General features: G+C 38.2%; 29 protein-coding genes. 20 read left to right on the forward strand and 9 right to left on the reverse strand.

Annotated elements, in window-relative coordinates; translation table 11 throughout:
- The first annotated feature begins 18 nt into the window (after positions 1-18).
- The 5 genes from AMET1_RS07120 (at position 19) to cysE (ending at position 4508) form a co-directional block, all read left to right on the forward strand.
- Positions 19-1053: a pyridoxal phosphate-dependent aminotransferase gene (locus AMET1_RS07120; RefSeq protein ID WP_143406893.1), complete on the forward strand. Its 1035-nt coding sequence runs from the start codon at positions 19-21 to the stop codon at positions 1051-1053.
- A 197-nt stretch (positions 1054-1250) separates the two neighbouring features.
- The gene (locus AMET1_RS07125; RefSeq protein WP_086637786.1) at positions 1251-2411 is read left to right on the forward strand and encodes a cysteine desulfurase family protein; all 1161 of its coding nucleotides are present in this window, start codon (positions 1251-1253) and stop codon (positions 2409-2411) included.
- A gap of 5 nt (positions 2412-2416) precedes the next feature.
- Positions 2417-2881, forward strand: coding sequence for an iron-sulfur cluster assembly scaffold protein (locus AMET1_RS07130; protein ID WP_086637857.1), 465 nt, complete (start codon positions 2417-2419; stop codon positions 2879-2881).
- A 57-nt stretch (positions 2882-2938) separates the two neighbouring features.
- Positions 2939-3859 carry a cysteine synthase A gene (cysK, locus tag AMET1_RS07135; protein WP_086637787.1) on the forward strand — a complete coding sequence of 307 codons (921 nt, stop codon included), beginning with the start codon at positions 2939-2941 and terminating at the stop codon, positions 3857-3859.
- 13 nt (positions 3860-3872) lie between these two features.
- Positions 3873-4508, forward strand: coding sequence for a serine O-acetyltransferase (gene cysE / locus AMET1_RS07140; RefSeq protein WP_143406894.1), 636 nt, complete (start codon positions 3873-3875; stop codon positions 4506-4508).
- Positions 4509-4598: 90 nt separating this feature from the next.
- Here the strand turns inward: cysE and hisB are convergent, their stop codons facing one another.
- Genes hisB through hisG form a run of 3 tightly spaced genes read right to left on the reverse strand, consistent with a single transcriptional unit; the run spans position 4599 to position 6796 of the window.
- Positions 4599-5165: an imidazoleglycerol-phosphate dehydratase HisB gene (hisB, locus tag AMET1_RS07145; protein WP_086637789.1), complete on the reverse strand. Its 567-nt coding sequence runs from the start codon at positions 5163-5165 to the stop codon at positions 4599-4601.
- A gap of 5 nt (positions 5166-5170) precedes the next feature.
- A complete protein-coding gene (hisA, locus tag AMET1_RS07150) occupies positions 5171-5887 on the reverse strand; it encodes a 1-(5-phosphoribosyl)-5-[(5-phosphoribosylamino)methylideneamino]imidazole-4-carboxamide isomerase (RefSeq protein WP_201721317.1) in 717 nt (238 codons plus the stop codon).
- A 51-nt stretch (positions 5888-5938) separates the two neighbouring features.
- Positions 5939-6796 (reverse strand): ATP phosphoribosyltransferase, encoded by an 858-nt coding sequence (gene hisG, locus AMET1_RS07155; protein ID WP_086637791.1) that lies wholly within the window; start codon positions 6794-6796, stop codon positions 5939-5941.
- Between the two features lie 189 nt (positions 6797-6985).
- Here hisG and AMET1_RS07160 point away from each other — a divergent pair, with 189 nt between their 5' ends.
- On the forward strand, positions 6986-7366 hold the full coding sequence (locus AMET1_RS07160) for a transcriptional regulator (RefSeq protein WP_086637792.1): 381 nt from the start codon (positions 6986-6988) through the stop codon (positions 7364-7366).
- Between the two features lie 441 nt (positions 7367-7807).
- Here AMET1_RS07160 and AMET1_RS07165 read toward each other — a convergent pair whose 3' ends face one another.
- Positions 7808-8299, reverse strand: coding sequence for an RNA-binding protein (locus AMET1_RS07165; protein WP_086637793.1), 492 nt, complete (start codon positions 8297-8299; stop codon positions 7808-7810).
- Positions 8300-8508: 209 nt separating this feature from the next.
- Between AMET1_RS07165 and AMET1_RS07170 the strand changes: the two genes are divergently transcribed.
- Positions 8509-10098, forward strand: a complete 1590-nt coding sequence (locus AMET1_RS07170) for a B12-binding domain-containing radical SAM protein (RefSeq protein WP_161490826.1) — start codon at positions 8509-8511, stop codon at positions 10096-10098.
- Between the two features lie 108 nt (positions 10099-10206).
- Here AMET1_RS07170 and AMET1_RS07175 read toward each other — a convergent pair whose 3' ends face one another.
- Positions 10207-10947 (reverse strand): hypothetical protein, encoded by a 741-nt coding sequence (locus AMET1_RS07175; protein WP_086637795.1) that lies wholly within the window; start codon positions 10945-10947, stop codon positions 10207-10209.
- Between the two features lie 199 nt (positions 10948-11146).
- On the opposite strand from AMET1_RS07175, the gene AMET1_RS07180 reads away from it, so the two are divergent.
- On the forward strand, positions 11147-11329 hold the full coding sequence (locus tag AMET1_RS07180; RefSeq protein ID WP_086637796.1) for a hypothetical protein: 183 nt from the start codon (positions 11147-11149) through the stop codon (positions 11327-11329).
- A gap of 341 nt (positions 11330-11670) precedes the next feature.
- Here the strand turns inward: AMET1_RS07180 and AMET1_RS07185 are convergent, their stop codons facing one another.
- Entirely contained in the window at positions 11671-12672 is a 1002-nt protein-coding gene (locus tag AMET1_RS07185) for a metallophosphoesterase family protein (protein WP_161490827.1), read from the reverse strand.
- A 239-nt stretch (positions 12673-12911) separates the two neighbouring features.
- Here AMET1_RS07185 and AMET1_RS07190 point away from each other — a divergent pair, with 239 nt between their 5' ends.
- The 7 genes from AMET1_RS07190 (at position 12912) to AMET1_RS07220 (ending at position 17265) form a co-directional block, all read left to right on the forward strand.
- Positions 12912-13466, forward strand: a complete 555-nt coding sequence (locus tag AMET1_RS07190; protein WP_086637798.1) for a rubrerythrin family protein — start codon at positions 12912-12914, stop codon at positions 13464-13466.
- Between the two features lie 294 nt (positions 13467-13760).
- A complete protein-coding gene (locus AMET1_RS07195; RefSeq protein ID WP_086637858.1) occupies positions 13761-14237 on the forward strand; it encodes a transcription elongation factor Spt5 in 477 nt (158 codons plus the stop codon).
- The gene (locus AMET1_RS07200) at positions 14233-14682 is read left to right on the forward strand and encodes a 50S ribosomal protein L11 (RefSeq protein ID WP_394334884.1); all 450 of its coding nucleotides are present in this window, start codon (positions 14233-14235) and stop codon (positions 14680-14682) included. The genes AMET1_RS07195 and AMET1_RS07200 overlap by 5 nt, the downstream gene beginning before the upstream one ends.
- Positions 14683-14697: 15 nt before the next feature.
- Complete coding sequence (locus AMET1_RS07205; protein WP_201721319.1) at positions 14698-15336, forward strand: 50S ribosomal protein L1; 639 nt, start codon at positions 14698-14700, stop codon at positions 15334-15336.
- A gap of 1 nt (position 15337) precedes the next feature.
- Positions 15338-16204, forward strand: coding sequence for a 50S ribosomal protein L10 (locus AMET1_RS07210; protein ID WP_086637800.1), 867 nt, complete (start codon positions 15338-15340; stop codon positions 16202-16204).
- Positions 16205-16225: 21 nt separating this feature from the next.
- Positions 16226-16549: a 50S ribosomal protein P1 gene (rpl12p, locus tag AMET1_RS07215; RefSeq protein WP_086637801.1), complete on the forward strand. Its 324-nt coding sequence runs from the start codon at positions 16226-16228 to the stop codon at positions 16547-16549.
- Between the two features lie 260 nt (positions 16550-16809).
- Positions 16810-17265: a DUF61 family protein gene (locus AMET1_RS07220; RefSeq protein WP_086637802.1), complete on the forward strand. Its 456-nt coding sequence runs from the start codon at positions 16810-16812 to the stop codon at positions 17263-17265.
- Positions 17266-17402: 137 nt separating this feature from the next.
- On the opposite strand, the gene AMET1_RS07225 is transcribed toward AMET1_RS07220, so the two are convergent.
- Entirely contained in the window at positions 17403-17966 is a 564-nt protein-coding gene (locus AMET1_RS07225) for a stage II sporulation protein M (protein WP_161490828.1), read from the reverse strand.
- Between the two features lie 58 nt (positions 17967-18024).
- A complete protein-coding gene (gene hemB / locus AMET1_RS07230; protein ID WP_086637804.1) occupies positions 18025-18981 on the reverse strand; it encodes a porphobilinogen synthase in 957 nt (318 codons plus the stop codon).
- A 386-nt stretch (positions 18982-19367) separates the two neighbouring features.
- Here hemB and mcrB point away from each other — a divergent pair, with 386 nt between their 5' ends.
- The 5 genes from mcrB to mcrA (AMET1_RS07255) all read left to right on the forward strand — a co-directional run bounded on the left by mcrB (position 19368) and on the right by mcrA (AMET1_RS07255) (position 25499).
- The gene (mcrB, locus tag AMET1_RS07235) at positions 19368-20696 is read left to right on the forward strand and encodes a coenzyme-B sulfoethylthiotransferase subunit beta (RefSeq protein ID WP_086637805.1); all 1329 of its coding nucleotides are present in this window, start codon (positions 19368-19370) and stop codon (positions 20694-20696) included.
- 2 nt (positions 20697-20698) lie between these two features.
- A complete protein-coding gene (gene mcrD / locus AMET1_RS07240) occupies positions 20699-21121 on the forward strand; it encodes a methyl-coenzyme M reductase operon protein D (protein WP_086637806.1) in 423 nt (140 codons plus the stop codon).
- A 28-nt stretch (positions 21122-21149) separates the two neighbouring features.
- Positions 21150-21923: a coenzyme-B sulfoethylthiotransferase subunit gamma gene (mcrG, locus tag AMET1_RS07245; protein ID WP_086637807.1), complete on the forward strand. Its 774-nt coding sequence runs from the start codon at positions 21150-21152 to the stop codon at positions 21921-21923.
- 2 nt (positions 21924-21925) lie between these two features.
- Positions 21926-23584 carry a coenzyme-B sulfoethylthiotransferase subunit alpha gene (gene mcrA / locus AMET1_RS07250; protein ID WP_086637808.1) on the forward strand — a complete coding sequence of 553 codons (1659 nt, stop codon included), beginning with the start codon at positions 21926-21928 and terminating at the stop codon, positions 23582-23584.
- A gap of 253 nt (positions 23585-23837) precedes the next feature.
- On the forward strand, positions 23838-25499 hold the full coding sequence (gene mcrA / locus AMET1_RS07255) for a coenzyme-B sulfoethylthiotransferase subunit alpha (protein ID WP_086637809.1): 1662 nt from the start codon (positions 23838-23840) through the stop codon (positions 25497-25499).
- A gap of 43 nt (positions 25500-25542) precedes the next feature.
- Here the strand turns inward: mcrA (AMET1_RS07255) and AMET1_RS07260 are convergent, their stop codons facing one another.
- The gene (locus tag AMET1_RS07260; RefSeq protein WP_086637810.1) at positions 25543-26373 is read right to left on the reverse strand and encodes a cytochrome c-type biogenesis CcmF C-terminal domain-containing protein; all 831 of its coding nucleotides are present in this window, start codon (positions 26371-26373) and stop codon (positions 25543-25545) included.
- Positions 26374-26459: the final 86 nt, after the last annotated feature.

A 26459-nucleotide genomic window follows, 5' to 3' on the forward strand; every position in this document is an offset into this window, starting at 1 on the left:
ACCCCACACCACGGTGGAATGAAAGAAGAAGAGATAAAGAAATATGGGTACACCCCCTCAGAAATAATCGACTTCAGCGCTAGCTTGAACCCATATGGCCCGCCCCAGATTGTAATGGATGAAATAAAACGAACTAAAAAACAGGACATACATTACTATCCAGATTCAAACTCCCAACATTTAAGGAAAAAAATAGCTGAAAAAAACAACCTTAACCCCCAAAACATCATCGTCACCGCAGGCATGTCTGAACTTATCGACTTAATTGCCCAAACATACGTCAAAGATAAAACACCTGTAATAATACCTGAACACACATACGGCGAATACGAACCCAGCTCCAAACTCAATGGAGCAGTAATAAAAAAAGCAAGTATGCCAAACCACCAACTCGATGTCAACAAAATAAACAGACAGGTCGAGAAAAATTCAGTTGTCTTTATATGCAATCCAAACAACCCTACCGGCGACCTACTATCCCCAAAAGATATCAAAAAAATACTAGAAAAAACCAAAGAAACAAACTCACTCCTAGTTATAGATGAAGCATACCACGACTTTATCGAAAACCCACAAACCCATAAAGAGATAATAAAAGAAAAAAACGACGTAATCGTCATGAGAACATACACAAAGGCATACAACATACCAGGAATACGTATAGGATATGGATTATCCAACAAAACACACATAAAATACCTATTGAAATCTAAAATACCATGGAACGTCGGAGATATTCCACAAAGAGTCATAAAGACATTGTTAACAAAGGAAGCAGATTTATTCATGGATAAAACCAGGAAAAAACTAAAAGAAAACAAAAAACACCTTAAAAACGACATCGAATCACTAGGCCTTGAAACCACAACCTCAAAAGCCAACTTCTTGACAATAAAAGTTAAAAACGCCAGAGAAACAAGAGAAAAACTATTAAAACATGGTTTAATCGTAAGAGACTGCAGTTCCTTCGGAATGCCCCAACACATAAGAATAGCAGTACGCAGAAAAAACGAGAACAAAAAACTAGTGAAAGCACTAAAAAAAACAATATAAACAAAAAGAACACATTATAAAAAAACAACTAAAAAACATAAAAACCTGTTATATCCAATATAAAAGCTTTATAAAACGATTAAAAGGTTTTATTTTCATAAAAAACCTTTTTTACTGCTTATAACACTGTTAAAACTCTTTTTAATTGAAATAAAGGGGTATAAAATATTAATAGGGAAATTAAAATTAATACGAAGATGTCAATAAACAAATCTGATATTATTTATGCAGACAACAACGCAACAACACCGATAGACCCAGACGTATACAAAGAAATGAAACCATACCTACAAGAAAGATATGGAAACCCTAACTCCCTACACATAAAGGGACGGGAAGCAAAACAAGCCATAGAAGAAGCTAGAGAAAAAGTAGCCTCTTTAATAAACGCAGATACAAAAGAAATAATCTTCACAAGCTGCGCAACAGAATCAAACAACCAAGCAATAAAAGGGATAGTAAACAAAACCGATAAAAAAGGCCACATAATAACAACCAAAACAGAACACAAATCAATAATAAACCCAATAAAACACCTAGAAAGAGAAGGCCACGAAGTCACATACCTAAACGTAGATAAAAATGGATATGTAAACCCACAAGAACTCAAAAAAGCAATAAAAGAAAACACAATACTCGTATCAATACACTACGCCAACAACGAAATAGGAACGATCCAACCAATAAAAAAACTAGCAAAAACAACACCAAAAGACATACCATTCCACACTGATGCAGCACAAATACCAGGTAAAATCGATATAAACGTAAAAAATCTAGAAATAGACCTACTAACAATAAACGGCCATAAAATGTATGGACCAAAAGGTATCGGAGCCCTCTGGATAAATAAAAAAACAAAAATACAGCCCTTACTCCATGGAGGCGGACAAGAAAACAACAGAAGATCCGGAACCGAAAACGTACCATACATAGTTGGTTTTGGAAAAGCCGCAGAAAAAGCAAAAGAATCCCTAAAAAAAGAACAAAAAAAACTCACAGAAATGCACGAAAAAATCCTCACACAAATACCACAAAAAATAGAAAACACAAAAATAAACGGCCCTCAAAAAAATAGACTACCAGGCAACGCAAACATATCCTTCAAAGGAATAGAAGGAGAAGCATTAGTCTTAAGACTCGAAGACAAAGGAATAATGGCTTCAACAGGCTCTGCATGCGCTTCAGAAACACTAGAACCATCACATGTCTTAATAGAAACCGGAGTCCCAGAAGAACTAGCACACTCCTCCCTAAGAATCAGCTTTGGAAGATTCAACGAAATGCAAGACGTGGAAAAAATAATAGAAACACTACCTGAAGAAGTTAAAAAACTAAGATCAATATCAGCAGTGTGATAGATATGTACTCAGATAAAGTAATGGAACATTTTAAAAACCCAAAAAACATGGGTGAAATGGAAAACCCCGACATAACAGCAAAAGTCGGAAACCCCGCATGTGGAGACCTAATGCAGGTCTACCTAAAAATAGAGGAAAAAAACAACGAAAAATACATAGAAGACATATCATTCAAAACATTCGGATGTGCAGCCGCAATAGCAACATCATCAGTCACAACAGAACTCGTAAAAGGAAAAACACTTAAAGAAGCAGAAAAACTAACTCGCGACGACGTAGCAGAAGAACTCGGTGGACTACCCAAAGTAAAAATGCACTGCTCAAACCTAGCAGCCAACGGAGTGCACAGAGCAATCTACGAATACAAAAAGAAAAACAACATGGAGATATCACAGGAACTAGAAAAAAAATACAAAACAAGCGAAGCAGCACTAGAAAAAACAGAAGAAAAAATGGACCAAAAATAACACCCCATAAAACCACAAAACCCCAAAAAAACAGAAACAAAAATATAGGTGTTAGATTTGAAAATAAAACAAAACATAACACAGTTGGTGGGTAACACCCCACACATCAAACTAAACTCATTTTCACCAAACATCATCGCAAAACTAGAAAAAAACAACCCAATGTCAAGCGTCAAAGACAGAATAGCACTATCAATGATAGAGAAAGCAGAAAAAGAAGGTAAAATCGATAAAAAAACAACAATAATCGAACCTACAAGCGGGAACACAGGCATAGGTCTAGCATTCATCTGCGCCTCAAAAAACCTCAACCTAACAATAACAATGCCAGAGTCGATGAGCAAAGAAAGAAGAAAATTAATGAAGATATTCGGAGCAAAACTAATCTTAACACCTAAAGAAAAAGGCATGAAAGGTGCAATAAAAAAAGCTCAAGAAATCAATGAACAAAAACCCAACACATTCATGCCACAACAATTCAAAAACAAAGCAAACCCAAAAATCCATAAACAAACAACCGGCCCAGAAATATGGAATGCAACCAATGGAGAGATCGATGCTTTTATCGCTGGAGTAGGAACTGGTGGTACACTAACCGGAGTATCAGAATACATAAAGGAAGTGAAAGGAAAAAAAGATTTCCAAACAATAGCAGTTGAACCCAAAAACTCAGCAATCCTATCCGGCGAAAAACCAGGATCACACGGAATACAGGGAATCGGAGCAGGATTCATACCTGAAATACTGAGAACCGAATTAATAGACCAAGTAATCCCAGTAGGGGAAAAAGAAGCCAAAAAAACCACCAAAAAACTGGCAAAACAAGAAGGAATACTAGCCGGAATCTCATCTGGAGCCGCATTAAAAGCAGCCACCAAATACATAAAAAAACCAGAAAACAAGGACAAACTAACAGTAGTGATGCTACCAGACACAGGAGAAAGATACCTATCCACAGACCTATTCCGAAACCTATAAACAAACCAATAAAATAGGAAAAAAAATGATAGGGAGAATCAGAGAAGACATAAACACAGTATTTGAAAGAGACCCCGCAGCAAAAAACACATTTGAAGTGGTAACCTGCTATCCAGGACTCCACGCAATATGGATGCATAGAATCGCACACTACTTCTGGAACCACAAACTAAAATGGCTAGGCAGATTCATATCACACCTATCAAGATTCCTAACATCAATAGAGATTCATCCAGGCGCAGAAATCGGCCGCAGATTCTTCATCGACCATGGAGCCGGAGTAGTAATCGGAGAAACAACAAAAATAGGAAACGACGTATTAATGTACCAAGGCTCAACACTAGGCGGCACTTCAATGGAAAAAGGCAAAAGACACCCAACAATAAAAGACGGCGTTGTAATAGGCGCTGACGCAACCCTACTGGGGCCAATAGAAATCGGAGAAGAAGCAAGAATAGGCGCAGGCTCCGTAGTACTAGACTCGGTACCAAATGAAACAACAGTTGTAGGAATACCAGCAAAACCCGTAGAAGAAGTAAAAAGAAGAGAAAACAAACTAAAACACGCAGACCTACCAGACCCAATAGAAGACGAAATAAACAAAATACACCAAAAAATCAGAGAACTAGAAGACAAAATAGAAAAATAAAAAAATAAAAAAACAACCCAAACTAAACCACAACCTAAAAAACCAAACCAACCAAACACTACTTAAATAGATCCAAATAGACTCTATTTCTTAATCTAAGGTTCCTTTCGTACTAAGTACCTCGTTAGATTCATCTAAAGCTTGTTTTAATGCCTGACCAAATGATTTAAAAACAGCTTCAACAACATGATGCATATCATCGCCTACAGCTTGAATATGTAAGGTTATACCAGCATTGCTGCATAAAGACCTAAAGAAATGTTCAATCAAGACAACGTCAATACCACCAACACTTCCTTCAGGAATTTCCATAACTAGATAACTACGGCCTGAAACGTCTAAAGAGGTTTTAGATATAGCTTCATCCATAGGGACCGATGCAAACCCAAAACGAGTTATATCAACATCCTCAACCGATTTTTTTATAGCTTTACCGAGAACCAACCCAATGTCTTCGATGGTATGGTGTTTATCCACCTCAAGATCACCATCTACATAGACCATTAAATCAAAACGACCATGGGTAGCAAAAGAATCTAACATATGGTCCATAAAACCAATACCAGTCGTTATTTCACTCTTTCCTGAACCTTCCGCATTAAACTCTATCGATACCGATGTTTCGTCAGTATCTCTTTCAACCTTGGATTTTTTCATAAAAATCAACCACTACACATATCTATAGCCTTATTAAAATCAAGTTTACCGTTATACAAAGCAGTTCCAACCACTGCACCTGAAGCACCAACTTTCTTTAAAGCATCGAGATCCTTAATAGATGAAACTCCACCTGAGGCAATAACAGGCATTTCTGTAGCACCTATAACTTCACTGAAACTACCTATATCTATTCCCTCCATCTTTCCTTCTTTATCTATGTTTGTGAATAAAAAACCACCAACACCAACCGCTTCAAATTTCCGACAAGCTTCAACAACATTTACACCACTACCTTTAGTCCAACCGTCAACCATAACCTCACCAGCTTTGGCATCGATAGAAACATAGATGGATTTACCGAAGGATCCTACAAGCTTTTTCAACAACTTTTTGTCATTAAAAGCGATGGTACCTACAAAAACCCGATCAACACCTACTTCAATCAACTTTTCGGCAGCTGAATAACTACGGATACCACCACCAACTTGAATCGGGACATCAAATTTTTCCACAATCTTTCTTATTGTATCAAAGTTCTTCTGTCGTCCTTTGAAAGCACCATCAAGATCTATTATGTGAAGTCGATTAGCACCGGAATCAACCCATCTTTCAGCAGCATCTACAGGATCCCCATACTCACTACCCGTACCTGGTTTTCCCTGCACAAGCTGAACACATTTACCATCTTTGATATCGACAGCCGGAATAACTTCAAACACTAAATCACCAAACAAAAACCATTAAACCTAAAAACAACCTGTCTAAGAAATTTATGGAACTAATCTGTCTATCGATGTCACAAGTATATCTCTAGCTCCTTCGTCCCTTACTTTCTGTATAACCTGATATATCTCCGATTCATCAACAACTACATGTAGAGCTACAATCTCCTTTTCCGATTCAACGTTCATAACGGTTGGACCTGACATTCCTGGTAAAACTTCTTTTACAGCGGATAGTTTTTCACTTGGAACGTTCATCATCAAGTATTTTTTCTTACGACCCCTCAATACACTTTCAACAGCCATTTCAATCTCGCGGATTTTTTTGGAGTTCTCTTTTAAAGACTCTTTGTTAGCTATTAGGTGGGCTGAAGTATCCAAGATCTTATCAATAACTCTAAGTTTATTAACTTTAAGAGTGGTTCCAGTACTCGTCAAATCAACTATACCATCGGCAATGCCAACTTGAGGGGTCATTTCAGTTGCACCAGAAACCTCTATAATATCTGGATAGATATCTAGGTCTCCAAAATAATTTTTGGTTATGTTAGGAAACTCTGTAGCTATATTCATCTGGTCTTCAACATCGGTTGGAGAACCTATCTCAGAATCTTCAGGAACAGCGAAAACTATCTCAGCAACCCCAAAATCAAGGTCCAGTAACAACTCAACGTCAACACCAGTTTCATTGATAAAATCAAGACTTGTTATACCTATATCTGCAGCACCATCATTCACGTATTCAGGGATGTCAGCAGTTCTAGCGAACAACAACATTATATCGGGATCGGCGGTTCGGGCGAAAAGTTTTCTATCCCCCTTATCTTCAATATGTAGTCCGGCCTTCTCAAGAAGCTCCATACTCGGTTTGTGGATTCTTCCTTTGTTAGGAACAGCAATTCTCATAGATAATTACCCTCAAATCAATTAGTCATAGTTTTAGAGTTAGATACTAACCAATTTACCGGTTGCCCACAACCCATCAAAAAAAATATAAAAAAACAAAATCTTAACAATCGTTAATTACTTAAGTGTGTTAACATTAAGTATAAACGAACAACACAAAATTAAAATAAAAAACCAGGTTGAGATGATATGCCTAAACAGCCATGCGAAATAATAGTACTACACGTACTACCCTCCGTTAGAGCACAGATTTCAAAAGACCTAGTAGAGATGGGAATGTCCCAACAAAAAATATCTGAAATAATCGGAATAACCCCCGCTGCAATATCCCAGTACGTAAGCGGAAAAAGAGGATACGAAATGGAGTTCAAAGGAGAAGTTAGACACAAAATCCAGGACTTCGCCCAACAAACATACGAACAAGGAAACGCAGATACACTAGAAGGAATATGCAATATATGCGACGTAATAAAAGAAAACGGAATACTATGCAACCTACACGACAAATACGAAGAACAATCAAACGAATGTTCTTCATGCAAATTCAGTTCAGTATGCTCCTGTGGCTAAAAACAGTAAACGAAAACCACCCCACCCAAACAAAGTGGAATAGATAATTAACTACAACCCGACCTTCAGCAAAGGTACGCCCACACCAATTAAGTTTTTTCCCCACCCCATGCCTCACACCTCTGACCATACAGAGATGGAGAGACAGCTCCATCAGAAGGAGAGTTCGTAGGCTATGTCACATCAAACCCTAGATCAACGAGAGAACATACCTCAACCACAACCCCGCATAGATATACTTAAAGCCCAATTTATCTCAACTCAGGGCTAAGACCTCTTCCTTCAGGGAGAGGAGGATGTCACATCTGGATCTATTAATCTTCTTTAAAACCATCTTAACGTCCTCTACAACTCTCTTCATCTCCCCAATATTTTACAGAAAAATTACCGGCCGAAAAAAAAAAATAAAAAACTACTGAACAGAAACAGAATGAAAGATATTCACAAACCCTTAATGAAATCCCATAACTCATCCTGAACATAATGTAGAGTTTCACCAACCTTACCTGAACCACTCTCATTCATATAATCTCCATTCTCCACCGCCCTACAAACAGCTATAGGTTTATCATGTTCCTCCTCAACAACAAGAAACAGTTCACCAACCCCTATACCAACATCAGCATCAACCACTCCAGGAGCCATTAAATCCGCTCCATTTAACAAAAAAGGAATAGCACCCTGATCAACAACAACCCTCCTCCTCTCTACATCTATCTCAAGAGCTCCAACAAGAGTTAAAAAAACATCACCACCAAACTCCATCAAAACCGGTTTTTTATCAACAAAAACCAATTGATGTCCTTCATCGGTTTCAGCAACCTCAACATCAGAACCAGAGTCAACCACAGTACAACCAAACTTCTCATTAATCTGATCACCTAACTCACGTATTTTATCCTTCCTCATATGATGCCTTGAAGTTATCTTCATACTATATACCTCAAAAACCAAACAAATTGGCAATAACTAAACCTACTAAAAACATGTTCTCTAAATAGATATTTTTTTCCAACAACAGGATACCGAAAAACTACACAAGATATGTAGACAATAAATAACTTGGAACCAAACCATATTTAAACTAAATAAAAAATCCTAACCCAAGTAAATCCATGAAAACACTTCATGGAGATGGTATTTTGAGTATAATAGAAAAAATAATGAAAAATAACAAAAATCAAAACAACCCAACCATCGTAATTACATCCGATGAAACGATGATGAGCAGTTACACAGGAGGGATATTCCTAGGTTTTTCAACATGCATGCCAACAGGCATATTCCCCTCATGGCTCTATTTCAAAACAATAGCACCACCAGTACCTCGAAAAAAAGGTCGTGCAATACAAGCCGACTATGGGTTAAGAATGGTTGAAGCTACGTTAAGAGAAAACGGCTTCAACGAACAAGAAGTAGCAGTTGTACATCCAAAAGACCTTAAAAAAACAATAGGAGATGAAACAGAGATAATTGCTGTCGGTGGCCATGACATATTAGGAATAAACCCTCCTACATCCGAATTCGTAGAGTTCCTGCAAACAGGGCCACCACTAAACCGATTGAAATTCATAGAACTAATAAAACAACCAGCTGTTCAAAATAGAACCTTAATAGTAGGTGGAAAATCAGCTTGGCAAGTAGCTGAAGTAGATATAATGGACAGACTTGGAATAAACCATGTATACCTTGGAGAAGCCGAAACAAAACTACCAGAAACAATAAAATCGATACTAAAAAATGAAGAGGTTCCTAGAATAATACATTCAAACCAACCATCCACACACCAAATTCCATCAATCAAAGGAGCAACAATACATGGACTAGTAGAAACAATGCGTGGATGTGGACGTGGATGCGATTTCTGCACACCATCCATGCAAAAAATACGTTTCAAACCAATAGAAAAAATAATGAGAGACGTCCAGGTTAACATAGATTCAGGATTAAACTCAATATTACTCCACAGCGAAGATATATTAAGATATGGATCAAGAAAAATAACCCCAGACCAACAAAAAGTAATAAAACTATTCAAAAAAGTAAGCCAAACCCAAGGGGTTAAAGAAATAAAAACAAGCCATATATCATTATCCTCAGCCTACCACAACCCCGATTTAATACAAGAAATAACGGAAATCTGCATGGAACTACCAAACCAAGAGATAATAGGAACCCAAACAGGAATAGAAACCGGAAGCCCAAAACTACTAAATAGATATATGAAAGGAAAAGCACTACCATCAACCCCCAACGAATGGCCAAACATAGTTGAACAATCACTGGGACTATTAAACGACAACAACTGGTTTCCAGCATGTACCTTAATGTACGGATTGCCACAAGAAACGGAAAAAGACGTCAAACTAACACTAGACCTACTGGACAACATAAAAAATACATCCAAAATCGTCGTACCACTAAACTTTGTATCCATGGAAGGATCAGCATTATCAAACGACAAATCATTCACAGCAAAAGACATGCAACCCATCCATTGGATATTAATCGGAGAATGCATTGAACAAAGCATAGATTCAATAAAAAAACTACAAAAACAAAACAAAAAAATCATGACCCCTAAAGGAAATTACTTTAAAACCAAACTAGTCAACTACTTCATAAAATTCCTTATAAACAACTCACAAAAATACATAAAAGACCTAAAAAAAGGTAAACCCCCAAAAGACTACCAAAACCTAAAGAAAAACTATAGAAAACCAGAAATATAACAAAACCCCACTCAAAAACCAAAAACCCTACATCCCATGACCAAAAAAAGATAAAAAAACACCAAAAACTACCTAAAATTCAGGGTAAACAGTTTACAAATAAGATAATCAATCCACGCAGCCACACTCCAACTCACCTAAAACTGTTTTTATCCTCTCAATCCGACCTAAAAACTTACTCACATCATCCTGAGAATGAAATAAAGTCCTGTTTGGATGCATAATCTTGTTTCTAAGATCAACAAGCCCACTGAAATGTTTATTAAACTGGGTTTTTGAAGAAAAACCACATTGAGAAACAAGTTCTTTATCGTTCTGAATCACGTTCACCATATCTGAAAGAGACATATACTCCGCTATATGGAGCTCAACACCCTCCAACTTAGATTTATACCAATACCCAACGGTATGATTACCTAACCTCGCAATAAGATCGTTATCTCCAGGGTTGGGATACGAACTTACAATTAAATTCGACAGCTTCTTTTCCAAATCAACAATCAAAGGATAAACTGCTTCACGAACACACCTCTTATTCAAATCCGCAACGGTAATGATAAAAAAACCATCAACATCTTCAATCAAAACAAACGGATATCTATCAAGATACCTAACAGCATCTAGTATACCACTACCAACCTCAAGAACTTGATCAGAATCCAGTTCCTTAAACTCTTCATCTTTCACACAAAAATAGAGATTTTCAGATGGAATCGGAACAAAATCATAACCCTTCTCCCTATAATACTCAATATTATCCTCAACACCACTAACGGAATCAACCTCAGCCTTAGAACTAAGAGCCAAACAACCCTTACCAACACTTAAAAAACCACTATCCGGAACCATTACTAACACTCACAAATAAAATATACCTCAAACAACAAAACACTTCAACAAAAAAACTACACAAAAAACCAAAAAAACATTTAAACCTTAAAATATAAAAGAGAAACATAAATTCTACAAACTTACAGAAAAAATATTTAAAACCAACAAAAATAACTCTATTCGAGGGGATGGTAAACTGCTAAAATCTAAAAGCTACATGATATTAGGCCTTATATTTCTAGCTCCGACTCTAAGCGTATCCGCAATAGATTCATTCTTAGGACTGAATCTAATATACGAAACCAACATAATAAACATAATTATTATAGCAACAATCGTATTCCTTTTATTAATATACTACGCAACCAGAGAAGAAAACTCCAAAATATTCAAAAACTAAAATTCTAAACAAACCGCTATGCTGAGCCCTTAACCAAACAAAAAAGAAGTTAAGACCAACATAGCTTAAAGTTCTGTAGTTTAAATACGCTAACCAACCTTTTTACACCAAAATAAACAAAAAAATCCAAAAAAATCCTAAGTTAAATCCCTTAGATGTTTTTTGGAAATCAATCTACAACATAGAAATATTTTTTAAACCAAACTACAACAGACTGTATTCAGTTATATCGAGAATTATTGGTAACCCCCCCTTTCCTTTATATCATTTTTTGAATCCAGATGATTGTGGTGAATCCAGTTTTTAAAGTGATGGGGAAGGGAAAGTTGGGGAGGCGATTGTCATCTATTTGACCGGGCATGTAGAGTCAATATAGCTATAGGTATTGAGGTAATCGCTATTATCATTGCGATGACGAATGGGAGGTTAGGAGGGTTTAAGTCATCTATGTGTAACCATTCTCCAGTATTATGGTCCCTGAAATCTACGTGAACCATAGAGGTATTTTCATCCACTCCTTCAAAGGATAATATAATACTTTGTTCTTCTTGAGCTCCACCCCAACCCCAGTGATAGATGGAAGTAATTTTTAATCTATCGAAATCAAATCCATCAATGTCTTCTTGGTAATCCCATTTGTGAGCGTGTCCTGATATCCACAGCACTACATTATATTCATCTATTTCTTCCCCTAACCAATCTTCAAAAGAAGTAACCTCTCTATCAATTGGACAGTGATGGCTCATAATAATTGTTGGTTTGCTAGAATTTTCTTCTAAAGTTTCTCTAAGCCATTGGTCTTGCTCAGGTCCAACAACAGTTTTATCTTTTTGATCGCCATCCTCATCTGAAATCCCTATAACTTGAACACCATTAACAATTTCACTAAAATAATTAACCTCTTTTACAGGTTCATTAGTTTCGGAATCAAAATCATGATTTCCAAGTATGTAACTCCAATTATGGTCTAATTTGTTCATTGTTTCATCAAACTCAGCAACGTAACTAGATCCATCATGTACTAAATCGCCTAGAATGACTGCATAATCAGTAGGGACAGTATTAATATCTTCTACAGCGGTTTGAAGCTCACCTTGATAGTTAGTATGGCCTAAATGTGTATCTGCAGCTATCCACCAACTAATTTCAGTTCCTATTTGGTTTTCTGACAACTCATCCATTAAAGAAACTTCAAAAGAAAGTCGGTAGTCCTCAATGTCATCAACAGAAGCATTATCGTTAAAATCATCAACCAACCCATAACCTACCTGAACACCTCCGAACAAAAAACCAAAAAGGCATAATAGTCCAAAAAGACCTATAAATCCATTCTTAATATTCAAATTATCTCCTACCATTCAAAAATGATTTTCAACCAAACAACAATACGGTTTATTTTAAACACTTTCTTAAATACCTTTTTATTTGAAATAGTTATCTATTTTGGTGACCAAAAAACTAACTTAAAAAACTGCAATCAAGTTAAATTAAACCAATAAAAAACTAATTAATTTTTGGCATGAAAAATCACCGTCCGAAATATCTGGTTTATAGGGTGTGAAGATGCCAATAGGTGGTATATATGAAAGAGATGACCTACACAAATGTTAGGAATGCATTTTCAGGTGAGAGCCAAGCGCATATGAGGTATATGTTATATTCTGAAGTTGCTATGGATGAAGGGTTTGAGGGCGTATCACTCCTCTTCGATGCAGTTGTGTTTGCTGAGAAAGTGCATGCTAAAAACCTACTTGAAATCAGTCCGGAAGGTGTTAAAGCCTCCACAGCGCCAATGCACTCTGGATTAGAGAGTACAACTGAAAACCTAGATAAATCGATCCATGGCGAAAAGTTTGAGACCGAAGAGATGTATCCATCTTACTACGAAGTTGCAAAAAAACAAGGGGAGTCAAAAGCAACAAGGGTATTCAGTTGGGCGATGAAAGCAGAAAAAGAACACGCAGAACTATTCAAAAAAGCTAAAAATAAAGTTGAAGAAGGAAAAGACATTGATATCGAACTCATAAACGTATGTTCAAGATGTGGATACACAGTAGATGACAAAGCACCAGAAAAATGCCCTATATGCGGAGCACCAAAACTAAAATTCAAAGAATTCACAAAAAACACCAAATAAAAAGACAGTAGAAAAAATAAAAAAACATAACGAAATAGCATATAGTTAGGTAAGTAGGTTTATTGTTTTTCAAGAAAAACACTAAAAAGAACCGATATATAGACCCCACGAATCCGAGTAATTCTTAATGTAAATTGGTTTGAGTAGTTGTTCGAATCAAAAAATTTTATATAGAACTCGGAGAAATGAATATCACATTTTTAGCGCTCCTATTTTACATATTTGGAGTGGGTCCGTTTGGGTCATAAATTATGGTTACACCTCATACTTGGAGGATAAATTTTGAGAGAAGATATGGAAAGCGATGAAGAGGAGTCGAAGATATTTGCTCTTAAGACAACTGCAAATCAAGAAAAAGCAGTTGCTGATATGATATATCAGATTGCAAAGAGAGAAAAACTCGATATTAGAGCGGTTCTCTCTCCAAACTCGCTTAAAGGATATGCATTAGTAGAGGCCCCTAGATCAGATATATTGATAGAGGCCTCTGAAAGCATACCTCATTCAAGAGGTATAGTGGAAGGTGAAATACCTTTAGAAGAGGTTGAACACTTCCTAACTCCGAAGCCTGCAGTATCTGGGATATCGGAAGGAGATATCGTTGAACTTATTGCAGGGCCATTTAAAGGCGAGAAAGCTAGAGTTAAAAGAATTGATGAAGCTAAAGAAGAAATAGTTCTCGAACTGTTCGAGGCTATGGTTCCTATACCTGTAACTGTACAGGGAGATCACGTAAGAGTTTTAGATCAAAAAGAGGAGGTAGAAGATTAAAATGGAAGAAATTAGTGCTTTAGTTGACGCTGGAAACGTAAGTCCAGGCCCACCGCTCGGACCGAAACTAGGTCCGTTAGGAGTCAACATACAACAAGTGGTGGAAGACATAAACAAAGAAACTAAGGATTTTGAGGGAATGCAAGTCCCTGTAACACTACAAGTAGATCCTGAAACGAAAGAATATGAAATAGAGGTCGGAAAACCACCAACAACCGCGTTAGTGAAAAAAGAAGCAGGAGTAGAGAAAGGTAGTGGCAACCCAAGCAGTGAATATAATGGTAGTCTTTCAAAAGACAAATTAGAGAAAATAGCCGAAATGAAAAAAGAAGACCTCTTAGGAAAAGATACAGAACAAAGAATGAAAGAAGTTGCAGGTACCTGTCGGTCTATGGGAATTAAGATCGATGGAAAACCACCTCAGGAATTCATAGATTCACTATAAAAAAGGTGTTTAACTTTGATATCAAATGAAGAAATCTTGGAAAAGGTTGAAGAAACAGTTGACCTAGCTCCAGAAAGAGGTTTTAAAGAAAACGTAGATATGGCAATAAATCTAAAAAACGTAGACCTCTCAGATCCAAATAATAGAGTAGACCTGGAGATAGTTCTTCCAAACGGATTAGGAAAAGACGTAAAGGTATGCGTAATAGGCAATTCAGCTCAGATGTTGAATGCCGAAAACGCTGACAAAAAAATAACCCCTGAAGAACTCGAAAAACTCGGAAAAGAAAAATCCGAAGCAAGAGCCCTTGCAAAAGAAATGAACTTCTTCCTAGCCGAAGCCGACCTAATGCCAAAAATCGGTAAGTTATTAGGACCAATACTTGGACCAAGAGGCAAAATGCCCGACCCAGTAAGACCCGGCGAAGAAGTAGAACCCAAAATAAAGAGACTCAAAAACACAGTAAAACTCCGATCAGGAGAAAGCTCAACATTCCACACAACCATCGGAACAGTCGAACTAGGTCAAGAAAAAATATCAGAAAACATCAACACGATGCTAAAAAGACTTGAAAGAGACCTACCACAAGCAAGACAAAACATAGACTCCGTATACATAAAAACAACAATGGGGCCATCAGTGGAGTTGATCTAAAATGAGTAGCAAAGTAGCTGAATGGAAAGTAAACGAAGTTTCAAACCTATCAACCAAAATAGATAACAGCGAAGCCGTCGGCATCGTCGACATCGGAGGAATCCCAGCACGCCAACTACAAGAAATGAGAAGCAATCTAAGAGGCAAAGCAGACCTAAGGGTAAGTAGAAACACCCTAATAGAAATATCTCTAGATACAGCAGAAAAAGAAAACATAAAAGAACTAAAAGAATACTTAGAAGGACAAACCTCACTTGTCTTTTCAGATATAAATCCCTTTAAACTTTACAACATGCTTGAAGAGAGTAAGACCACTGCACCAGCTTCTGCAGGCGATATAGCCCAGAAAGACATAGTGGTCGAAGAAGGCCCTACATCACTAGAACCAGGGCCAGTTCTCAGTGACCTACAACAAGCCGGCTTGCCCGCCGGAATAGATGGAGGAGACGTTGTAATACAAAACACAACAACAATAGTCGAAAAAGGAGAAGAAATAAACGCAAAAGTAGCCGACGTACTAAGCAAACTCGACATCGAACCGATGGAAGTCGGATTAAAACTAAGGGCAGTCGTCGAAGAAGGAACAATATTTGAACCAGAAACACTCGCAATAGACATCGACAAATACAGAGAAGACATAACAACCGCACAATCCAGAGCACTAGCACTCGCAATGGGCATACAACATCCAACAGAAGAAACCATAAAACCACTAATACACAAAGCATACACCGAAGCACTAGCCGTAGGAATAGAAGCAGAAATCTTCGAACCAGAAGTACTAAAGAAGTTGGTCGCAAAAGCAAACATAGATGCGAGCACAATCTCTTCAAAGATTGGTGAAGACTTTTTACCCGATGAAGATTAAATCAATGGAGGTGTAATAAAAATGGAGTACATATATGCAGCTATGCTAGTTCATTCCGCTGGAAAAGAAGTAACAGAGGAATCAATTTCCGATGTATTAGGATCAGCTGGAGTAGAAATAGACGATTCAAGAGTTAAAGCACTTGTAGCAGCACTTGAAGACGTCGACATAGAAGAAGCAATAGAAAGCGGACAAATGGCCCAACCGGCCGCCGCACCAGCAACAGAAACAGCGGAAACAACAGAAGAAGCTGAAGAAGAAGCTGAAGAAGAAGCCGAGGAAGAAAAAGACGAAGAAGAAGCCGAAGAAGAAGCAGCAGAAGGACTTGGAGCGCTGTTCCAATAACACAGCAATCCAACCCTCTCCCAAAGAGAGGGAAACACCTTCCTCTTCCCTAATTTTAAAAAAAAATTTATTCTAAAACAAACTACAACACAAAAACCCTAAACTTCCAAATGACAACATAAACAATAAACTTTAAAAAATATTTTTTCTCGATATAGTTTTAATACTCTTTTCTTAAAGATCTAAGTAGGTTTGATTTAATTCTTCTTAAGATTTTTTTTCAAAACCTTTGATAGTTATCTAGATAATAAGTATTGTTAATGAGAGGAAATAGACTTGGTGGTAAACCAGGTGGTAGTGAGGAGTCTAAGAGATATAAACGTATTTTGATGAAACAGATTAAAGCTTTAAACAACCACCTGCCTCAAAGAAGAGCTAGTTTAAAAAAACTAACCGAAAACCCTGAATTAGAACTAAAAACTCGTAAAGGCGAGAAATTTACAGTAAACTCAGATGAAATTGAAAGGATTTCAAAAATAGTTCCAAAAAGATATTGGGAAACACTCAAAATACCGATATACATCGAAATCAACAGAAAACACTCCAAAGGTACATATAAAATATCGGGAAGGTATGCAACCATGGTAGTCAGCGAGATACTAAACAGAGGTATCGATGAAGATAAAGAACAACTCTTCATATACCGTCCAGAAGTAATTGAACTACGAAGAGAACTAAAAACTACAACTGAATATATGTTTGCAGCTAGAATCTAAAAACTAACAAACTAATAAAAAACCAACTCATTAGTTGTCCAAAATCTTTCAACTCTTAACACAAAACTAAAAACCTTCTCGCTTCTACACCAATTAGTCTATGTCCTCTAACTACAGTGTTTGGTTTCTGTTTTTTGTTAGAAGCTATTCATTTCTTTTTGGGTTATCTTTTTAATTAAAGCTGTTTCAAGTGAAGCTGCTATCAACAATATTGGAAGAACTATGAACACGAATACAGGTAGTAGTTCGTAGAAGATGTTTAGGGAAAGACCTGTATCTAAAATCTCTAGACCCATCTCTATTCCGATTGAGAATGAAATCCAGCTTGCGGGAAGTTCGAGCCATGCTACAGGGTTCAAAAACATCATGGCGAAACTTATTTTATCGAACTCCTTCATTGAAACGACACCTAGATGGAGGCCAAGGAAGTAGGCCAGTATAAAAGGCAGTACTACTAAGAAACCGGATATAAAGTTGACAAGTAATGAGAATGAGTTGAATGTGAAAATAAATACTAGAATCTTAAGCCAGTGGTCTTGTGGTCCTATCTTTCTTTTAACCCAACTCCAAATCCAGGTAGGATATTTGATTAATATATTGATTTCCCAACGCCAAACAGGGTAAGCTGATATATAACCAATTAGGAATATTAATGCTGAGACTAAAAACCATTTCCAACTAATTAAACTAACTAAATCCATTACCATATTATAAACACCAAACTAAACGGTAAAACAACTTGATGTGCATGGGTTTTTTTTATATTTTTTTGGCTATTTCTTTCGCGAAGTATGTTATTATTATATCGGCTCCGGCTCTTTTGATAGATATCAAGGATTCGTTAATCACTTCTTCAGACATGATATCCTTTTTTATGGATTGTTTCAACATTGAGTATTCTCCACTTACTTGGTATGCAGCTATTGGTAGGTTAAATCTTTCTGAGGTATCTCTTATGATGTCGAGGTAGGGGAGTGCTGGTTTAACCATTAACATGTCTGCGCCTTCAACTGCATCTATGTTGTTTTCTCTAATCGCTTCTTTTCTCTGAGTTATGGCCATTTGATATCCTTTTCTGTCTCCGAAACTTGGTGTTGATTCTGCTGCATCTCTAAATGGTCCATAGTAGTTGGAAGCGTATTTAGCGGAGTAACTTAAGATAGATGTTGATGTAAATCCTTCACGGTCTAATCCATCTCTTAATGCTGCTACCATTCCATCCATCATTCCACTTGGAGCAACTATATCTGCACCTGATTCGGCATGACTGACGGCTGTTTTTGATAGTAACTCAAGGGTCTCATCGTTGTCAACAACGCCGTTTTTGATTAAACCACAGTGACCATGGTCTGTGTATTCACATAAACAGACATCTGAAATTAAAGTTAGATTTGTTTCCTTGTTGATCTTTTTTAAAGCTTGTTGAACTACTCCATCCTTTTTAAAAGCAAAAGACCCAACTTCATCTTTTTTTTCAGGTATGCCAAATAGGATTATTGATGGTATCCCTAGGTCTTCAACTTCTTTAGCAACCTCTACAGCCTTTTCAACTGGATACCTGTAAACACCATCCATGCTGGATATCTCAATTGGTTTATCTCTTTTTTCAACAAATAATGGATAGACAAGGTCGTCTGTAGTTAACTTTGTTTCTGAGACAAGTCTTCTGGTTGATTCCTTGTTTCTCAGCCGCCTCAATCGGTTTATTGGGTACATACAAAAAATATCGCACTATACAAAATTAATTCTTTAGGAAAAATAGACAAAATTGAGTCTTTAGAAAACAATTAAGTATAAAATAAAAACTTATTTAAAATTCTTTATAGATATTATCAAAAGTTTAATTAGGGATGTTTTACATATTAACTGTCTAGCTCACCTTGGTGGGGTTTTAAAATAACTAGGTTAAGTAGTTTTTGATTTAACCCCCTACTTAAAGGTTTTGATGTAGAAATTAAATATTTGCCCAAAAAAGCGTTTTCGTTGAGGAATATACATGATTTACAATGTCAATTAGGGCAGTTTCTTAACGCTGACAAAAAAATATATAAGTTCTTATTTAAAAATCCTAGGTGAGTAATTTCTAAGGAGGATGAAAAACAATGGAAGATAACATCGATTTATATAGTGACAGAGGTGAACTCCTCGAAAGCGACGTACCACTCAAAGCGATATCTCCGCTGCACAACAATGCAATTAAAACAACGTTTTCTCTTGCTAAACGCATGGTTGTAGCAGACCTAGCTGGAATGGAGAAAGACCTAGAGACCGGAAAGGTCGGAGGCCTCGGGTTCCAAATAAAAGGAAGAGAACTTGAACTAGACATAGTAGCAAAAGCTGAAGAGATAGCAGAAGCAGTTGAAGATAAAATAAAGGTTATCGAAGACGACGACACAGACGTCGACATAGTTGCCGACGGAGAAAGGCTATTTATAAGGGTACCAGAAGAAAGATTCGAAGCTGGTGTCGAATACACAACAGGACTTTCAGCAGCTGCATCCGCAGTAACTGAAGCCGTAGTAGAAGTATTCGACGTCGATATGTTTGATTCAAATATGGTTCACGCAGCAGTTTGGGGAAGATATCCACAAACAGTTGAACTAACTGGATCAAACCTAGACACACTTCTCGACATACCACAAAGAAACGAAGGAATAGGATACGCACTCCGAAACATAATGGTGAACGACGTTGTAGCTTCAACACAGAAAAACGCAATGCAAGCAACCGCATTGTCAATGGTTCTTGAACAAGGAGCTATGTACGAAACAGGAGACGCAGTAGGTTCATTCGAAAGAAAACAACTACTAGAACTCGCATACGGTGGACTAAACGCAGACAACATCGTATACAGCTTAGTAGAACAAAACGCACAAAACGGAACAGTAGGAGACGTAGTCGAATCACTAGTAGCACGAGCACTAGACGACGGAGTAATCAAAGTAAAAGAAACCCTACCATCAGGATACGACGTGTACGAAACAGACGACAGCGCCCTATGGAACGCATACGCAACAGCAGGTATGATGGCAGCAGTAATGGTAAACTGTGGTGCAATGAGAGCAGCACAAGCCGTACCATCAACAATACTCTACTACAACAACCTACTTGAAAGAGAAACAAGCCTACCAGGCGTAGACTTCGGAAGAGCAGAAGGTACATCAGTAGGAATGTCGTTCTTCTCACACTCAATATACGGCGGTGGAGGACCAGGTATATTTAAAGGAAACCACATCGTTACAAGACACGCAAAAGGCGCAATGATACCAGCTATCTCAGCAGGTGTATCACTAGACGCAGGAACACAAATGATGTCCCCAGAATCAACATCAAGCCTCAAGTTCGACACATTCGGCGAAATACCTGAATTCCGAACACCAATGGACGAAATAGCAAAAGCAGCAGCAGAAAGAAAGGGGGAGTTGGCCTAAAAATGCCAACGCAGGTCCAAATATTCCCAGACAGATTATTACTCGGAGACACCGCGAGTGAAGTGATAACACAACTCTCCGAAATCGATGAAGTCAGAGAAATCGTGGTCACAGGCCCAAGAATACCAAAGAGAGTACCGTATGGACCTGCAAAAGGAATCGAAAACCCACATACCGAGAGGAAGAAACTAAAAATAATGGATAAAGAAACCGATCTCGAAGTCAAAGTGGGAAGAATAATACTAGACCTAGACGCCGAAGACGATGACGTAGACCCCATAATAGGGGATATAACAGAAATATGCGATATAAAGATATCCTGCGACTACAACATCGAAACTGGACAATACACGAAGCCAAAACCCACTGTGACTGAGTATATGAGATATGGTAAAAAACCAGATAAAGAAAATAAAGATAAATAAAATGTTGAAAACTAGAGGTGAAATATAAATGAGTTACGAAGCCCAGAGGTACCCAGGTAGTACCACACCTGCAGAAAACAGAAGAAAATACATGGATCCAGATTACGAGTTAGAGAAACTACGAGAAATATCAGATGATGATGTCACAATTCTACTAAGCCATCGAGAACCAGGAGAAGCGTTTAAAAGCGTACATCCACCACTTGATGAGCTGGATGAACCAGATTGTCCAATAAGAGAAATGGTAGAGCCAACAGAAGGCGCAAAAGCCGGAGACCGAATAAGATACGTACAATTCACAGACTCCGTATACAACGCACCGCTCCCACCATTCATGAGAGCATACATGTACATGACAAGATACAGAGGAATCGACACCGGAACACTCTCAGGAAGACAAGTAATCGAAGCAAGAGAAAGAGACGTTGAAAAAATAAGCAAAGAACTCCTAACAACAGAAGTGTTCGACCCAGCAAAAACAGGCCTAAGAGGCGCAACCGTTCACGGACACGCCGTAAGGCTTGACGAAAACGGATTAATGTTCGACGCACTACAAAGATACCAGTTCAATGAAGACACAGGCGAAGTCGAATATGTAAAAGACCAGATAGGGGTCCCACTCGACCAACCAATATCATTCGGAAAACCAATGAGCGAAGAAGACCTACTTGAAAGAACATGTATCTTTAGAGAAGACGGCAAACCATTCTCAGAAGATGAGGAAGTTGTCGAATTCACACAAAGAGTACACAAACTAAGAACACTAGCTGGATATAATCCTTCTTCAATGGAGGGTGAATAAAAATGGCAGATAAAGAGAAAAGATTCATAAAGGCGCTTAAAAATAAATTCGAAGAAGAACCAACAGATACAAAAACACATTTCTACGACCTAGGCGGATACAAACAATCCGAAAGGAAAAAAGAATTCCAAGAAAGAGCAGCACAAATAGCAAAAGAAAGAGGCACACCATCATTAAATGAAGACATAGGTGTCCCGCTTGGACAGCGTGTTTTAATGCCTTACCAACTTAGCCACACAGACACAATGGTTGAGCCTGACGACCTACATATAATCAACAACGCTGCAATGCAGCAAGCTTGGGACGATATCCAAAGAACAGTTATCGTTGGTTTGGATACCGCTCACCAAGTGATGGAGAAAAGACTAGGAGTCGAAGTTACTCCAGAAACAATAAACGAATACCTAGAGGTATTCAACCACACACAGCCTGGAGGTGCTGTTGTCCAAGAGCACATGGCTGAGTGTAACCCAGGAGTAACAGGTGATGCATACGTCAAAGTCTTCACAGGAAATGACGAATTAGCAGACGAAATAGATGACAACCTACTCATCGACATTAATGAGAACTTCCCTGAAGATCAAGCCGAACAACTTAAAGAAGCAATAGGCGATTCTCTCTGGCAAGCAATCCGCGCACCAACCATAGTAACACGAGTAATGGACGGCGCAACTATCCGTAGATGGGCTGCAATGCAAAGCTCCATGGCATTCATCTCAAGCTACAGCCTCTGTGCAGGTGAAGCAGCAATCGCAGACTTCGCATACGCATCCAAACACTCCAAAGTCATTAACATGGCAAGCGCAATGCCAAGAAGAAGAGCAAGAGGAGAAAACGAACCAGGTGGAATACCATTCGGATACATGGGAGACATAGCCCAATCATTCAGAACAAACCCAGACGACCCATCAAGAGCAACACTCGAAACAATCACACTAGCAGCCGTACTATACGACCAACTCTACCTCGGAGGATACATGTCCGGTGGAGTCGGATTCACACAATACGCAACAGCAACATACACAGACGACATACTTGACGACTTCGTATACCACGGAGCAGAACTAATAGACGAAAAATTCGGTGGACTCGGAAACGTAGAACCAACAATGGAAAACGTCGAAGAAATCGCAACCGAAATGACAGACTACTCCCTAAGCGCATACGAAGACTACCCAGCAGCAATGGAAGCACACTTCGGAGGATCACAAAGAGCAGCAGTAGTAGCTGCATCTGCCGGAGTAGCCGCAAGCATGGCTACCGGAAACGCCAACGCAGGAGTCAACGGATGGTACCTATCACAACTCCTACATAAAGAAAGAGCAGGCAGACTCGGATTCTATGGATACGACCTACAAGATCAGTGTGGATCTGCAAACAGCCTATCCATAAGAAGCGACGAAGGAGCACCATTCGAACTAAGAGGACCAAACTACCCCAACTACGCAATGAACGTCGGACATATGAGCGCATACGCAGGAATCGCCGCAGGTGGCCACTGGGCCAGAGGTGACGCATGGGTAGCAAGCCCAATAATCAAAGTAGCGTTCTCCGACAACGACCTATCCTTCGACTTTGCAAACGTAAACGAGGAAGTAGGACGCGGTGGACTCAGAGAATTCGAACCAGAAGGAGAGAGATCTGGAATTATATCACCATAATTCTCTCCCTCCCTTTTTCTTTTTTTATTTTATTTTATTCTATTCTATTCTATATTATCATCTTATACTCACAGTTTTTTCTAAAAAAATAGTTGTAACGATTTAAGCCAGATATATAACTAGATATCTAGGTGATGAACCTAAATAGAAAATAAAACCTAACAAACTAAATAAACAGATACTTATTAATAACTTAACAGTTTCTAAAAACAATAGATAGTTTATAGTTGTCAAAATCGATGAGAGATTATTGATGAATGAAAAACAAAGTAAAAGATTCATAAAGGCGCTTAAAAATAAATTCGAAGAAGAACCAACAGATACAAAAACACATTTCTACGACCTAGGCGGATACAAACAATCCGAAAGGAAAAAAGAATTCCAAGAAAGAGCAGCACAAATAGCAAAAGAAAGAGGCACACCATCATTAAATGAAGACATAGGTGTCCCGCTTGGACAGCGTGTTTTAATGCCTTACCAACTTAGCCACACAGACACAATGGTTGAGCCTGACGACCTACATATAATCAACAACGCTGCAATGCAGCAAGCTTGGGACGATATCCAAAGAACAGTTATCGTTGGTTTGGATACCGCTCACCAAGTGATGGAGAAAAGACTAGGAGTCGAAGTTACTCCAGAAACAATAAACGAATACCTAGAGGTATTCAACCACACACAGCCTGGAGGTGCTGTTGTCCAAGAGCACATGGCTGAGTGTAACCCAGGAGTAACAGGTGATGCATACGTCAAAGTCTTCACAGGAAATGACGAATTAGCAGACGAAATAGATGACAACCTACTCATCGACATTAATGAGAACTTCCCTGAAGATCAAGCCGAACAACTTAAAGAAGCAATAGGCGATTCTCTCTGGCAAGCAATCCGCGCACCAACCATAGTAACACGAGTAATGGACGGCGCAACTATCCGTAGATGGGCTGCAATGCAAAGCTCCATGGCATTCATCTCAAGCTACAGCCTCTGTGCAGGTGAAGCAGCAATCGCAGACTTCGCATACGCATCCAAACACTCCAAAGTCATTAACATGGCAAGCGCAATGCCAAGAAGAAGAGCAAGAGGAGAAAACGAACCAGGTGGAATACCATTCGGATACATGGGAGACATAGCCCAATCATTCAGAACAAACCCAGACGACCCATCAAGAGCAACACTCGAAACAGTAGCGTTATCTGCAATGATTTACGACCAACTTTATTTAGGTGGTTATATGTCTGGTGGTGTTGGTTTTACACAGGATGGTTGTTGTCATTATACAGATGACATACTTGACGATTTTGTTTATTATGGTAAGGAGTTGGTTGTTGATCGTTTTGGTGAAGTTGGGTCTGCTCCAGTAAATCTTGATGTTGTCAGTGAATTAGCAACTGAAGTTAACGATTATGCTTTGGGTTGTTATGAGGATTTTCCAAGTGCTATGGAGACACATTTTGGAGGTTCTCAAAGAGCTGCTATTGGAGGTATTGCTGCTGGTGTCACTGTCGGTTTGGCTACTGGACATTCGCAGGCTGGATTGAGTGGATGGTTTTTGTCTCAAAATCAACATAAGGAGCGTTGTGGTAGGTTAGGTTTTTATGGATATGATCTGCAGGATCAATGTGGATATCCGAATTCGTTTAGTTATCGGACTGATGAATCATCTCCTCTTGAGTTACGTGGTCCTAACTACCCTAATGCTGCGTTGAATACAGAGCATATGCCTGCTTATGCAGGTATTTGCGCTGCTGCTCATGTTGGTTGTGGTGATGCGTGGGTTGTTAATCCCTTTATTAAGGTAGCGTTTTCTGATGATGGGTTGTGTTTTGATTTTGCAGATATTAATGGTATGTTTGGTCGTGGTGGTAAGAGGGAGTTTATTCCAGAAGGGGAGAGATCTGGTATTTTGTTTTATTGATTTAGTTTGTGTTTTAAAGTTGTTTTGATTTTCTTTGTGTTTTTTAGTCTGTTTTGGTTGGGATTAGTTTCATTGTCATTCCGATTGCGAATAGTATTGACCCGAGCCATAGTAGTATTATGAGTGGGTTTGTTTCAGCGGTTATTGTTATATGGTTTTCGTCTCCATGGTTGAGGCTTAAGTAAAGGTCTTCGGTTGGTGTTGAGTGTATTGCTGGTCTGAAGCTCTGGCTGTCGCCTTTTTCAATTCCTTCTATTTGAGTTGTTGTTTGCTGGTTGTTTTGGTCGGTGATGTTCAGGTTGAAGTGGTGGTATGTGGCGTATCCTTTGTCTGTTTCTTCGTATCCGGTGTATTCTATTTTATAGTTGTTTATTTCCCATACTTCGTTTTCTGATATTGTTTGTTCTTGATTGAAACCCATTGTTGATGTTGTGATTACTCCAATTATTATTAGTATTATTGAGATGTGTATGATTGTTGACCCGGTTTTTTTGATTTTGTTTCGCTTGGATTTTTTTTTCAACTGTTTTAGGAGGTCTATTGGTAGTAATATTAGTAGTGTGATCAGTATTGGAAGAGAGGTTTCGAGATATATGTTTTGTATTGGGGAGGTTAGGTATAGGGTTATTGAGGTTAGTATTAATATCGAGATTATTGTGAGGGTTTTTTTCTTGTTTATGTGTTTGATGAGGTAGCATGTGGTTAGAACGTAGAGTATAGCTAGCATTATTGGGCCGGTTCTATTATTGTAGTATGATTTGTAGTCTGGACCTAATCCTAGTAATATTCCTAGTAGTATCACTATGCAGGTTATTCCTAGTAGTATTACTGTGAGTGTTGTTAGGTTCTGTATGTTGATGTCTTTGAGTTTCATTAATGTCTAATTAGTTTAGGTTGTTTTATCATTTTTGTGGATGTTCTATCTTTGTTTATCTGTTTTCTTGTTGTGTTTTGTTGTTT

The sequence above is a fragment of the Methanonatronarchaeum thermophilum genome, assembly GCF_002153915.1.
GTDB classification, from domain to species: Archaea; Halobacteriota; Methanonatronarchaeia; order Methanonatronarchaeales; family Methanonatronarchaeaceae; genus Methanonatronarchaeum; species Methanonatronarchaeum thermophilum.